The organism is Trichococcus paludicola (assembly GCF_003052295.1).
Classification (GTDB): domain Bacteria; phylum Bacillota; class Bacilli; order Lactobacillales; family Aerococcaceae; genus Trichococcus; species Trichococcus paludicola.
This window is the reverse complement of sequence record NZ_QBLC01000004.1, coordinates 23,834-36,846: the sequence shown is the minus strand read 5'-3', so window position 1 is coordinate 36,846 and position 13,013 is coordinate 23,834. Positions and strand designations below refer to the sequence as shown.

Sequence of the window (13,013 nt, the reverse complement as noted above, 5' to 3'; positions counted from 1 at the left end):
TCTATATTTTTATACTCTTTCAACTTTACCAGATTTCAAAGCTCGAGCTGAAACCCATACTTTTTTAGGTTTTCCATCGACTAAGATACGAACTTTTTGTAAGTTAGGCTTGAAAGTACGTTTAGTGTAGTTCATAGCGTGGGAACGGTTATTACCTGAACGGCTTTTACGTCCTGTTACGAAACATTCTTTTGACATTTTCTTTCCTCCTTTGCTGTTACAGAAGCAAAGCTTCTTTCCAATTCATACACTTGATTAATTTATCATAATTCAAAAGTGAATGCAACTGTTTTAAAGGAAAAATACTTGACAGCTCTTTTTTTTATCATGCACTCATCAAATACTCGCATTTGGCCGTCCTCAAAGAGGATGGAACGGGAGATGAGAAAACTCTGAAAATATTTCGAAAAAAAGTCAAAATTGCCGTAAATCGATCGGAAATAAGAAATTTAATCGCAAAAAGTTATTTCTTTTGTATAAAATATGCTATCATAATTTGTAATTAACGATTGTGTGCATACATTAAGGAGGCTATTATAAATGGCAGTTAAAATCCAAACACAATATGGGATGGTTGACTTATCGAACGACGTAATCGCTACGGTAGTAGGCGGCGCCGCAACGGATAATTATGGCGTGGTCGGCATGGCCAGCAAAAATCAAATCAGAGATAATATCAGTGAAATATTGAAAAAAGAGAACTATTCACGCGGTGCCGTGATTCGCCAAGAAGAAAATGGAGTAGCTGTTGATGTTTATATCATTGTACTCTACGGAACAAAAATTTCTGAAATTTGCCGGAATGTTCAAACACAAGTCAAATATAATCTTGAAATGATGTTGGGCTTTTCCGCGAATACAGTGAATGTGTTCGTCCAAGGCGTTAGAGTATTAAAGGACTAAAGATTACAGATCACCATGCTTTGTGGTGAAGGAGGATTATAAGGTGAAGAAAACTGAATTAACAGCGGAAGACTTTAAGGCGATGGTCGCAATCGGCGCCGAACGTCTTAGTGAGAATGCAGAATATGTGAATTCTTTGAATGTGTTCCCTGTTCCGGATGGAGACACGGGCACAAACATGAATCTATCATTCACATCCGGAGCCGAACGCGTCAGGCTGTCGAATGCTACAAAAATAGATCAATTAGGATCGGACTTGGCTAAAGGCTTATTGATGGGGGCTAGAGGGAACTCAGGCGTCATTTTATCCCAGCTGTTCCGTGGCTTTTCGAAGGCGATCGAAGGAAAAACAACCTTGAATACAACTGATTTTGCTGAAGCATTTTCCCACGGCGTTGAGACAGCCTATAAAGCGGTCATGAAACCTGTGGAAGGCACCATTTTGACGGTTGCACGTGAATCCGCCAAAGCCGGTATGAAAAAAGCCGAACACACGGATGATATCATTGATTTGATGGGGACAGTACTCAAAGTCGCGCAGATTGCGTTGGACAAGACGCCGGATCTGTTGCCGGTATTGAAAGAGGTAGGCGTCGTGGACAGTGGCGGACAAGGACTTGTATACATTTATGAAGGTTTCCTGGAATCATTGACTGGAGAAAAAGTGCCTTCCGCCGACAAAGTCACCGCGCAAGCAGACGTAACCGAAATCGCTCACCAAGAAAATTATCATAATGTTTCGCACTCCATTGCGACAGAAGATATTGAATTCGGCTATTGCACAGAAATCATGGTCAAACTAGGCGAAGGCGAAACCGTGACGGACGTCTTTGACTACGACACATTCCGTAATCATCTGAACGAAATCGGGGATTCCCTATTGGTCGTTGCGGATGACGAAATCGTGAAGGTCCATGTGCATACCGAGTATCCAGGGGAAGTCATGAACTATGGCCAAAAATTCGGCTCTCTGATGAAAATCAAAGTGGACAATATGCGCATGCAACATGATGCAGTCCTTGAAAAAGCTGATGCGCCCGCCAAGAAACTTGAAAAAGTTCCTTATGGTGTGATAGCTGTTGCTGCCGGCGAAGGTGTGCATGCCCTGTTTAAGAGCATGGGCGTCTCCACGATCATCAATGGCGGACAAACGATGAATCCAAGCACGGAGGACATCCTTAAAGCGATCGAAAGCACAAATGCCGAAAAAACAATCATTTTGCCGAATAACAAAAATATTTTCATGGCCGCAGATCAGGCTGCCGAAGTTTCTGATGCGGATGTGGTTGTAGTGGCTTCGAAGACAATCTCACAAGGTCTGACAGCTATGCTTGCCTTCAATGAATCAGAGAACTTGGAAACCAATAAAGCCAACATGACTGCCGAACTGGAAAATGTAGTCAGCGGACAGATCACGAATGCCGTGCGCGACACAGTCATAGACGGATTGGCCATCACTAAGGACGACTTCATGGGAATCGTCGACGGAAAAATACTGACGGCCGACAAGGACAGAAAAGCCGCAACGATAGAAACCCTGAAAAAAATGATCACGGATGACAGCGAAATCGTCACCATCATCTTCGGGGAAGACAGCGATGAGAAAGAAAGCAAAGAGATTGCGTCGGTCATTGAAGCGGAATATGACTTTTTGGAAGTGGAAGTGCAAGAAGGAAATCAACCGGTATACAGTTATCTTCTTTCTGTAGAATAATCTGAAAAAGCTGAACGAGTTTCTCTGTTCGGCTTTTCTTTTTCAAAAACGGTTGGCCAGATAAACTGTCCTGCTCCCGGAAGAAAGGAGGCGAACGGATGGAAACGGAAGACAACAAGCAATTGGATATTTATGATCCAGTCGGGGAGTTGCCCCATGTAGGACCGAAGAGGGTCGAGGCGCTGCATTCGTTGGGCATCGATACGATCTATGATCTGATCACACATTTTCCTTTCCGTTATGAGGACATAAAAGTCAAAACATTGGACGAAATCGAGGATTCGGACAAAGTGACGCTGAAAGGACAAGTCGTGACGGCTCCGGTCGTACATCATTACGGTTTTAAAAAAAGCAGGCTATCATTCAAATTAGCCATCGAAGATGCCATCATCTCGGTAACCTTCTTCAATCAGCCTTACCTAAAACAAAAAATCCTGCTTGAGGATGAGGTTGCAATCTTCGGGAAATGGGAACGCGCACGTCAAAGTTTGGCAGGGATGAAGATCCTCGGCAGTTCGAACGGACAGGATGATTATGCAGCCATTTATCACGTCAATAAGACGATCAAGCAGCAGACCGTCCTGAATCTGATCAAACAGGCGATCGAGCTGTATTCTCCGGTCATTCCCGAGATTCTTCCGCAGCATTTGCTGCAGACGTATCATCTGATGAGCCATCGGGAAGCTATCCGAGCGATGCACTTTCCCAAAAATGATGAAGAATCAGAACAAGCCAGACGGCAAATCATCTATCAGGAATTCTTCCTTTACCAGGTGCGCCTGCAATTGCTGCAGTTGAGCCGGAAAACCAATAACCGAGGCATTCCGATCCTGTATGATGTGGACAAGCTGAAGGGTTTCATAGCGACTTTGCCATTTGAACTGACCGATGGACAAAAGAAGGTCGTCAACGAAATATGCCGGGATCTGCGCAAACCTTATGAAATGAACCGGCTGTTGCAAGGGGATGTGGGCAGCGGCAAAACGATCGTAGCGGTGGTCGCCCTGATGGCTACCGTCCTGGGCGGGTACCAAGGGGCGTTCATGGTTCCTACTGAAATTTTGGCGGAACAGCATTTTCGTACCTTGCAGAGCCTGTTCGAATACACTGATGTCTCCGTTGCCCTGCTAACCGGCAGTACGAAGGCAAAAGACCGGAAAGAATTGTTGAACCGGCTTGCAGGAGGCGGCTTGGATATCCTCATCGGAACCCACGCCCTGATCCAAGAGGATGTCGTTTTTGCCAACCTTGGTTTGGTCATCACTGATGAGCAGCATCGCTTCGGTGTTCAACAGAGGCACAAGCTGAACGAAAAAGGGAACAACCCGAATGTTTTATATATGACTGCCACGCCGATCCCGAGAACGTTGGCGATTACCACGATGGGCGAAATGGACGTTTCGGTGCTTGACCAGATGCCCGACGGCAGAAAACCGATCAAAACCGTCTGGAACAAATCGGACAAAATCGAAAATGTGCTTGAGTTCATCCGGAAACAGATGGATAATGGACAACAGGCGTACATCATCACACCGCTGATCGAGAAATCCGAGTCGCTGGATGTCAAGAACGCGGAAGATGTGCATCAAGCCGTGACGGCTTATTACAAAGGGAAATACCAAATTGGTCTGTTGCATGGCCGACTCAAGTCCGAAGAAAAGGATCAAATCATGCGCCGTTTCCAAAACAACGAGCTGCAGGTACTGGTATCGACGACAGTCATCGAGGTGGGTCTTAATGTGCCAAATGCAACAGTGATGGTCATCCAGGATGCCGATCGATTCGGGTTATCCCAGCTCCACCAATTGCGGGGTCGAGTCGGCCGGGGAGACATAGAATCCTATTGTGTGCTGGTTGCCGATCCGAAAACCGATAACGGCAAGGAACGCATGCGCATCATGGTGGAGTCGACTGACGGTTTTTACCTGAGTCAACGCGATTTGGAATTGCGTGGACCAGGCGATCTTTTCGGAAACAAACAATCAGGCTTGCCAGATTTCAAATCCGGAGACATCGTGCGGGATGCCGTCATCTTGGATATTGCGCACAATGACGCTATCCAAATCACGCGCGAACAAGACTTTGAAAGCAATCCTGCCTACGAAAGTTTGCGGGAAGCAGTCGAACGCGAAAAAGAGAAGTTGAAGAGATTACAGTGAAACTAACAAAAGTGAGGTATACAATCTATGAAAATCGCTGTCGATGCGATGGGCGGGGATTTTGCGCCCCAAGCAATAGTAGAGGGCATTTTAATGGCTGCCAAAGAATTTAATGATTTAGAATTTTTGCTTTTTGGTGACGAAGCCAAAATTCGCAAAGCGTTAGGGAATCAATATGCCGAAGATGGGAAAATCACGATCATTCATACGACCGAAAAGATCGAGAGCGACGACGAACCCGTGAAGGCAATCCGCAGGAAAAAACAAGCTTCGATGGTGCTTGCTGCACAAGCAGTCAAAAATAAAGAAGCCGACGCATTATTTTCGGCAGGGAATACAGGTGCGCTTTTGGCAGCCGGATTATTGATCATCGGCCGGATCAAAGGGATCGACAGACCCGGCTTGATGCCGATTCTGCCCGTCATCGGAAAGGAGAATGAACAATTCCTGTTGATGGATGCAGGCGCAAATGCTGACTGCAAACCGGAAAACATCTACCAGTTCGGCCTTTTGGGCTCGTATTATGCCAAGTTTGTGCAAGGTATCGAAAACCCAAGGATCGCTTTGTTGAACAATGGTTCCGAAGCGACGAAGGGCAGCGAACTGTCCAAAAAAGCCTATGTGTTGTTGGAAGAGGACTCCGAACTCAATTTCACAGGCAATGTTGAAGCGCGGGAAATTTTGTTGGGCGCTGCGGATGTCGTCGTGACAGATGGTTTCACCGGGAACGCCGTGCTGAAAACGATGGAAGGAACGGCAATGGCCTTGCTGAAGTTGATCAAAGCCCAATTGCTTTCAGGCGGCCTGAAGACAAAAATCGGCGCAATGCTGATCAAGGATTCCTTTTCAGAAATCAAAGATACGATGGATTATTCGAAGCACGGAGGAGCCGTGCTGTTCGGACTGCGGGCGCCGGTCGTCAAGACGCATGGATCTGCGGATAAAATCGCTGTCTACCACACAGTGAAGCAAATCCGCAAAATCATCAGTTCAAACGTCATCGATGACGTCGTGAAGCACTTTGATGAAATGAATGCCCAGCCTGTAAGCAAAACTGAGCAGGAATAAAAAAATATAGACAAAAGATTAGCGTATGGGTAAAATAGATGTGAGCCTTTACAAAATATTTTCAGTAAATGTGATGTAATTGGTTATGGAACGATAATGGAGGTGTAACGCTTGGCAGATACAAATACTTTTGAGCGAGTAGCCAAGATGGTTATTGAACGATTCGGTGTCGATGAAGCAAAAGTTACGAGAGAGTTGACTTTCCAAAACGACCTTGGGGCGGATTCATTGGATATTGTTGAACTCGTTATGGAACTGGAAGATGTCTTTGCTGTACAGATTTCCGATGAAGATGCTGAGAGGATAATCACAGTAGGAGATGCAGTCGACTACATCGATTCTCAAAAAAAAGGATCGCAATAATTTAACGACAGAAGCAACGTTGACGGTTTTCAAATGCCAATGTTGCTTTTTTTTCAGGCCAAGAAGGCTGATTATGGCAGAAATATGAAATGCATTAAAAGTGAATGAAATAGCGGTTGTTTTTGCATGTGCTTAAACGTATAATGTTAGGAGATATTTCATCAAGTTAGTTATATAAGCATGGAAGGAGGCGCACGATGGGACTTGGAAGACCTTTGCTGGAGATAAACGCATTGCACACCGCATTCCGGATGCAGGAGAACTATTACGATGCAGTGGACGATGTTTCCTTCAGTCTGGAAAAAAATGAAATTTTGGCGATTGTCGGAGAGTCCGGCTGTGGGAAGAGTACACTGGCAACCACAATCGTCGGACTCCACAACAAGGCGAATACCCGAATTTCGGGAGAGATCATCTATCAGAACCTGAATCTCATCGATCTGAATGAAGCTCTTTATAACCGCATAAGAGGAAACGATATCGGGATGGTTTTTCAAGATCCCCTTTCGGCCCTCAATCCCTTGATGACGGTAAGTGAACAGATAGAAGAAGTGCTGCTTTACCATTCCAGGATGACAAAAGAGGAACGTTCACTGCGTGTGAGCGAATTATTGGTCCAAGTTAAAGTGGAGGATCCGGAAGGAACAGCCGCAAGCTACCCGCATGAGCTGTCCGGTGAAGCGCGCCAACGGGTCGGCATTGCCATTGCTGTCGCCTGTGCTCCGCCGATCATCATTGCCGATGAACCGACGACCTCTTTGGATGTCACTGTTCAAGCTCAAATATTGGATCTGTTGAGCGAAGTGAGGGACGACACGGGTGCCGGCATCATCCTGATCACCCATGATTTGGGTGTCGTAGCCGAAATTGCGGACAGAGTAGCCGTTATGTATGCGGGACAGATTGTCGAAACAGCTGATGTCGTTGATCTATTCACGGATCCGAAGCATCCGTATACTCGTTCATTGTTGCGTTCAATGCCGCAAGCGAATAGCGCACTCGACACGGATTCCGGGGAACTGTATGTGATTCAAGGCGATGTTCCTTCCTTGCAGCAATTGCCTAAGCAAGGTTGTCGTTTTGCCGGACGGATTCCATGGATTCCCTTTTCCGCTCATGAACAATCACCAAAAATGCACGAGATTTCTAAGGGACATTTTGTCAGGTGCACGTGCCATGAGTCGTTCCGTTTTGAAGGGGAGAGTGAATAGGATGGGACTTTTGGAAATCAAAGATTTGAAGGTTCACTACCCGCTTAAGAGCGGCTTCTTATCCAGCAAAAAGAGCCTTGCAGCCGTCGATGGCATCAGTCTGTCCCTGGAAGAAGGGAAAAATTACGGTCTAGTGGGCGAATCAGGGTCCGGAAAATCAACTGTCGGAAGAGCAATCGTCGGATTGGAACGGATCACTGCCGGCAAAATCATTTATGAAGGCACTGACGTAACCGCTGCGATAGGAAAGCGGAAGTCAGCCCACAAACGCAATGTCCAGATGATTTTTCAAGATTCGGGTGCGAGTCTGAATCCGAAAAAACAAATCGGTCAGATCATTTGCGAACCTTTGCATAATTTTGAGCAGCTATCCCAGCAGGAAGAGCAAAAACGCGTGCTGGAACTGCTGGAAATGGTAGGGTTGCCGGAAGATGCGCTGCGGAAGTATCCCCACGAATTCACCGGTGGGCAGAGGCAACGCATCGCTTTGGCAAGGGCGGTTGCCCTGCGGCCAAAATTTGTCATAGCTGATGAACCCGTTTCGGTATTGGACCTTTCCGTTCAGGCGCAAGTGCTGAATTACATGAAACGCATCCAAGAACAATACAAACTCAGCTACCTTTTCATTTCCCATGACCTAGGCGTGGTGAAGCAGATGTGCGATGAATTGGCCATCATGTACCGGGGGAGGTTCGTGGAATACGGGGACAGGCAGGACATCTACCTCAACCCGCAGCACATCTATACGAAAAGGCTCCTTTCCGCAATTCCGAACCTGGATCCGGGCAACCGGGAGTTGCACAAGCGTCTGCGGCGGGAAATAGAATCAGAATACAAACAAAGCATGGGGAGTTATCTGGCAAAGGACGGTCGCGTCGGGGATTTGATCCCGTTGTCGGAAACGCATCGGATTGCCGGTAAACCATCGAAAGGAGAGCGTTAGCGATGTGGAACAGAATTCTGAGACGCTTCTTCTTTATCATTCCGCAACTGTTGGCGTTCAGTTTGTTGGTGTTTGCATTGGCTCAATGGATGCCCGGAGATCCTCTGACTGGGCTGATCATTCCGGGGATGAAGCAGAGCAGCGTCGATGCGATCCAAGCGAATGCAGTTCTTGACAACCCATGGCCTGTTCGGTATCTGCAATGGATCTCAAATATGCTCAGCGGGGATTTCGGCCTCAGTTACACTTACCGGATGCCTGTGGGTGTTCTGGTTGGTGCAAGGATTGGCAACACACTCTGGTTGGCAATGGCCTCACTCTTGTTGTCGCATCTGATTGCTGTTCCGCTTGGCATTTATGCAGGGCGTTTTAATGGTTCTTTGGGTGATAAAGTCATTCGTTTTTTGAACAACATCAGTTTTGCCTTGCCGATTTTCATTGTTGCCCTGTTGTTGGTTTGGCTTTTTGGATTTCAACTGGAATTGTTTCCGACGCGGGGGATGCCCTTGTTGCCGGAAACGCAGAGCATATTTGCCTCTCTTTGGAATAGGCTCCACCACTTAGCGCTGCCGGCGCTGGCTTTTGCACTCTCGGCATCCGCCGGCAACATCCAACGTTTAAGGTCAGGCATTATCGAGGCAAAACAAGAAGATTACGTGTTGACAGCCCGCTCAAAAGGCGTTCCGGAGAGCATGGTGTATCGGAGGCACATCTTCAGGAACGCGAGTATGCCGGTAACCTCTCTGTTGGGCTATGACATTACCGGTTTCATAGGGAGCAGCATTTTTATCGAATACATCTTCTCCTACCCGGGGATCGGCCGATTATTCATCAGTTCTTTAGAATCACGCGACTTCAGTGTCATCGTGGCTCTGTTGCTTATTTATGGGCTGGCCGCTTTGATTGGCACGTTAGTTTCTGACATCATTTTGACCATTGTGGATCCGCGCGTCCGGATGAGATAGCAAGAGGGAAGGGGGGATATGTTGAATACGGAGGAAGAAAAGAAAGCAGGCAGAATGGAAGAGTTGAAGACGGAGCTTGCCTCCATTGCGGCAGGCGAGAACCGTTTGAGCCACGAAGTGAATGAGGAAACCAAAATAGTTGTTGATTTCCGCGGTATGCTAAGAGAATTCCGAAAAGACAAGTTTGCGGTCATTGCTTTTGGTACGCTCGTTTTGCTCTTGTTTTTGGTCTTTGTTGGCTCTCTTTTTTTTGATGAGAGTCAAGTCCTGCAGGTAGACTTGTTGAACAGGTATGCTTCGCCGGGGAAAACCCATCTGTTGGGGACGGATGAAGCAGGACGGGATATACTGGGCCAACTCTTGCTGGGAGCGCGTACCTCGCTAGTGGCTGGGACCGCCGTGACAGTTTTGACCGGATTTATCGGAATCGGATTGGGTCTGTTTTCAGGCTACTACGGGGGGATTCTGGATGTCCTTCTTATGCGCTCTGTTGATTCCATCATGGTTCTTCCTGCAAGTGTATTGGTTCTCGTGCTGGTAGCCATCGTATCGGAATACAATTTCTTTACGTTCATATTGCTTATGAGCGCATTCAGCTGGGCTGGGAAATCGAAGGTTTTTCGTAACCGGACGCGTGCGGAGGCCAAACATGGCTATGTGCGGGCATCCAGAACTGCAGGGACAAGTGACTTGCTGATCATGTTCCGTGAAATCCTGCCTAATTTAAGTTCCCTGGTCATCATCAATACGACGATGTCCTTGGCAAGGAATATCGGGATGGAAATAGGTTTGAGTTTTTTGGGCTTAGGGTTACCATACAGCATGCCGAGTATAGGCAAGCTGCTGCGCTATGCCATTTCCCCCACAGTCTTTGAAAATTATGTATGGGTATGGTTACCAGCATCCACACTCATCTTTGCAGTGTTGTTGTGCATCATTTATGTCGGACAAGCATTGCGGCGTGCGGCAGATGCTAAACAAATACAAGGATAATAAGGAGGATGAGGTATGCTGAATAAAATGATTGTTCCGTTCTTGTTGGCTGCGCTGTTGGCGGGTTGCGGAAACAAGGATGTCTTATTGCAAACGGACGGAGACTTGTCCAATTCATCAGCTGTCATCCAAGAATTCGATACTGTCATGAACAGCGATGCTCCTGCCATTGCCGGCGGAGTGTTGAAATATGCTCTGGTTGCCGAATCCTCCTTCCAAGGTATTTTTAGCCCTGTTTTTTCCGAAGATGCTTACGACGAAGAACTCATGGGTTTTTCCCATGAATCCATTTTTACGTATGATGAGAAGTTTCAGCTTACGCAAGATGGCATGGCCACGTTTGTGCGCAATGAAAATTTAAAAACAGTTTCGATTACATTACGGGATAACCTGAAGTGGTCGGATGGAGCGGCACTTACAGTCGATGATATCCTGTATGCCTATGAGGTGATCGGGCATCCGGACTATGCCGGATCCCTTTATGGAGAGGCTTTTGCGACTATCGTGGGCATGAGCGAATACCATGAAGGCACTGCAGATACGATTGCCGGTATCGAAGTTTTGGATGATACGCACCTCACCATTGCTTTCAAAGAATTGAATCCGTCCCTTATGCAGGCAGGAGGAGCCTTGTGGAGCCAACCACTGCCAAGGCACCAACTGGAACGTGTCCCTGTAGCTGATATGATGAGGTCGTCCCAACTGCGGGAACAACCGGTAGGGACGGGTCCGTTCCGGGTCAAGGCCATTGTTCCGGGCGAGTCGGTCCTTTTTGAAGCCAATGAATATTATTGGAAAGGGAAACCGAAACTGGATAATATCCTTGTTGAATTAGTCGGGTCGGCAACAATCGTATCCGAAATGGAAGCAGGAAATTACGACGTCGCTGTCATGCCGGCAAGTTCTTACGAAAGCTACAAAGATTTCGACAATATAACCTTGCTGGGCAGAGAAGAATTGGCGACAACTTACATCGGGTTCAAATTAGGATCCCAAGATGTTAAATCAGGCAACAACAGCCTTAATCTGAGTTCAAAAATGGCGAATGCGGCATTGCGGCAAGCGATGGCATATGCACTGGACAATGAATTTGTTGCCGCGGTGCTATTCGACGGGCTGCAGCAACCGGCAAACGCTATGATTCCGCCAGCGTTTGAAGGATTCAGTGAGGATGAGTCAAAGGGCTTCAGTTACGACCCTATAAAAGCCGCAGGCTTGCTGGATGAGGCCGGCTATCTGGACAGTGATGGCGATGGTTTTCGGGAAACACCGGACGGAGAGCCGCTCAAAATCAGCTTTGCGGCCGTGGCAGGGGGAGACGCTACGGAGACGGTTGTTGCCTACTATATCCAGCAATGGCATGAAATCGGTTTGGATGTCTCGCTCGCCACAGGAAGATTAATTGAATATCAGAAGTTCCATGACATGCTTGCATCCGACAGTCCGGCTATCGATGTCTATCAAGCAACCTGGGGGACAGGCATGGATCCCAATCCGACCGAAATGTTTGGTCGTACCAGTTCTCTCAATTATACCCGTTGGACCAACGAAAAGAATGACACCTTATTGGATCAGATCAACGCTGAGGTTGCCTTGGACGAAAATGCGCGGATGGAAATCTATCAAGAATGGCAAGCGTTGCTGTTTGAGGAAGTTCCTGTCATCCCCACTTTCTGGCGTACGCAGATTTTTGCTGTCAATAACCGCGTCAAGAACTTCAATATCCGCTATGGTGCAACCAGAGGCTGGGAAACCATCGAACTGACGTCAGCAGAACCAGTCCGGTAAAGCGCGCTCAGTTTATTTAACAGAAAGGAGGAAGAGGCCTGGACTTTTGTCTGAGCCTCTTTCTTATGAAAACGGACAGACTGTTCGAGAACGAAATTTGCGTGCTTATGGCAAGCATTTGTCGTATAATGAAAAAGGACTCTATTTTCAAAAGTACCTTGACAGCAAGGAGTCCATTCAAGGAAAGGAGGGAACGAATTGGAAAAAATAGTCAAACAAATAGCAATTGATTTCTCGATTGTTTTCAGGAATGAGAAACTTTTGCATGAAGCATTTACCCATTCATCTTATGTGAATGAGCATCGTCATCTGGCATTGCAGGACAATGAACGATTGGAATTTTTAGGCGACGCAGTTTTGGAAGTCGTCATTTCCGATTATTTGTTTCATACCTATGATACGTGGCATGAAGGCAAAATGACCCGTCTGCGTGCGCAGATCGTCTGCGAGCCAAGCTTATCCGCTTTCGCGAAGGACTGCCATTTCGACTCCTATATCCGTTTGGGTAAAGGGGAAGAGAATATGGGCGGAAGGCAACGTCCGGCTTTGCTATGTGATGTATTTGAAGCATTCATCGGAGCCGTATACCTAGACCAAGGAATCGAAGCTGCCAGAAAATTCATTAACCAAGTCATGATCATGAAGTTAACAGAGGATGCTTTTTCACATGTGATGGATTACAAGACCAGCCTTCAGGAAGAACTGCAAAAAAATGGGGACGTGGATATCCAATATATCCTCCTGAACGAAGACGGTCCTGCTCATGCAAAACAGTTTGACGTGGAAGTGCGAGCTTTCGGAAAAGTCATGGGCCAAGGACAAGGCCCAAGCAAAAAAGCCGCCGAACAGAAAGCGGCACAAAATGCTTTGGAATCTCTAAAAAAATGAAAAGCAAGTTTCACCGGA

12 protein-coding genes are annotated in these 13,013 nt (G+C 46.9%); 11 read left to right on the top strand and 1 reads right to left on the bottom strand.

Annotated features, from left to right (window positions below):
• Positions 1–9 precede the first annotated feature (9 nt).
• Positions 10–198 carry a 50S ribosomal protein L28 gene (gene rpmB, locus C7R56_RS06780; RefSeq protein WP_068562155.1) on the bottom strand — a complete coding sequence of 63 codons (189 nt, stop codon included), beginning with the start codon at positions 196–198 and terminating at the stop codon, positions 10–12.
• Positions 199–540: 342 nt separating this feature from the next.
• Here rpmB and C7R56_RS06775 point away from each other — a divergent pair, with 342 nt between their 5' ends.
• The 11 genes from C7R56_RS06775 (at position 541) to rnc (ending at position 12,995) form a co-directional block, all read left to right on the top strand.
• Positions 541–903, top strand: coding sequence for an Asp23/Gls24 family envelope stress response protein (locus C7R56_RS06775; RefSeq protein WP_086941655.1), 363 nt, complete (start codon positions 541–543; stop codon positions 901–903).
• A 43-nt stretch (positions 904–946) separates the two neighbouring features.
• Positions 947–2,617 (top strand): DAK2 domain-containing protein, encoded by a 1,671-nt coding sequence (locus C7R56_RS06770; protein ID WP_107995819.1) that lies wholly within the window; start codon positions 947–949, stop codon positions 2,615–2,617.
• 98 nt (positions 2,618–2,715) lie between these two features.
• Entirely contained in the window at positions 2,716–4,776 is a 2,061-nt protein-coding gene (gene recG / locus C7R56_RS06765; RefSeq protein ID WP_107995818.1) for an ATP-dependent DNA helicase RecG, read from the top strand.
• Between the two features lie 27 nt (positions 4,777–4,803).
• Positions 4,804–5,844, top strand: coding sequence for a phosphate acyltransferase PlsX (gene plsX / locus C7R56_RS06760; protein ID WP_107995817.1), 1,041 nt, complete (start codon positions 4,804–4,806; stop codon positions 5,842–5,844).
• A gap of 111 nt (positions 5,845–5,955) precedes the next feature.
• A complete protein-coding gene (locus C7R56_RS06755; protein ID WP_107995816.1) occupies positions 5,956–6,207 on the top strand; it encodes an acyl carrier protein in 252 nt (83 codons plus the stop codon).
• Positions 6,208–6,404: 197 nt separating this feature from the next.
• On the top strand, positions 6,405–7,418 hold the full coding sequence (locus tag C7R56_RS06750; RefSeq protein WP_107995815.1) for an ABC transporter ATP-binding protein: 1,014 nt from the start codon (positions 6,405–6,407) through the stop codon (positions 7,416–7,418).
• Position 7,419: 1 nt separating this feature from the next.
• Positions 7,420–8,361: an ATP-binding cassette domain-containing protein gene (locus C7R56_RS06745; protein ID WP_107995814.1), complete on the top strand. Its 942-nt coding sequence runs from the start codon at positions 7,420–7,422 to the stop codon at positions 8,359–8,361.
• Between the two features lie 2 nt (positions 8,362–8,363).
• A complete protein-coding gene (locus tag C7R56_RS06740) occupies positions 8,364–9,326 on the top strand; it encodes an ABC transporter permease (RefSeq protein WP_107995813.1) in 963 nt (320 codons plus the stop codon).
• A gap of 156 nt (positions 9,327–9,482) precedes the next feature.
• A complete protein-coding gene (locus tag C7R56_RS06735) occupies positions 9,483–10,319 on the top strand; it encodes an ABC transporter permease (RefSeq protein WP_234402609.1) in 837 nt (278 codons plus the stop codon).
• A gap of 15 nt (positions 10,320–10,334) precedes the next feature.
• On the top strand, positions 10,335–12,107 hold the full coding sequence (locus tag C7R56_RS06730; protein ID WP_107995812.1) for an oligopeptide ABC transporter substrate-binding protein: 1,773 nt from the start codon (positions 10,335–10,337) through the stop codon (positions 12,105–12,107).
• Between the two features lie 198 nt (positions 12,108–12,305).
• Positions 12,306–12,995: a ribonuclease III gene (gene rnc / locus C7R56_RS06725; RefSeq protein WP_107995811.1), complete on the top strand. Its 690-nt coding sequence runs from the start codon at positions 12,306–12,308 to the stop codon at positions 12,993–12,995.
• Positions 12,996–13,013: the final 18 nt, after the last annotated feature.

Excerpts from the sequence above, each read along its gene's own strand:
- recG (WP_107995818.1), top strand. The coding sequence starts at position 2,716 with ATGGAAACGGAAGACAACAAGCAATTGGATATTTATGATCCAGTCGGG.
- rpmB (WP_068562155.1), bottom strand. The coding sequence starts at position 198 with ATGTCAAAAGAATGTTTCGTAACAGGACGTAAAAGCCGTTCAGGTAAT.
- C7R56_RS06735 (WP_234402609.1), top strand. The coding sequence starts at position 9,483 with ATGCTAAGAGAATTCCGAAAAGACAAGTTTGCGGTCATTGCTTTTGGT.
- C7R56_RS06745 (WP_107995814.1), top strand. The coding sequence starts at position 7,420 with ATGGGACTTTTGGAAATCAAAGATTTGAAGGTTCACTACCCGCTTAAG.
- C7R56_RS06775 (WP_086941655.1), top strand. The coding sequence starts at position 541 with ATGGCAGTTAAAATCCAAACACAATATGGGATGGTTGACTTATCGAAC.
- C7R56_RS06730 (WP_107995812.1), top strand. The coding sequence starts at position 10,335 with ATGCTGAATAAAATGATTGTTCCGTTCTTGTTGGCTGCGCTGTTGGCG.
- C7R56_RS06740 (WP_107995813.1), top strand. The coding sequence starts at position 8,364 with ATGTGGAACAGAATTCTGAGACGCTTCTTCTTTATCATTCCGCAACTG.
- C7R56_RS06750 (WP_107995815.1), top strand. The coding sequence starts at position 6,405 with ATGGGACTTGGAAGACCTTTGCTGGAGATAAACGCATTGCACACCGCA.
- plsX (WP_107995817.1), top strand. The coding sequence starts at position 4,804 with ATGAAAATCGCTGTCGATGCGATGGGCGGGGATTTTGCGCCCCAAGCA.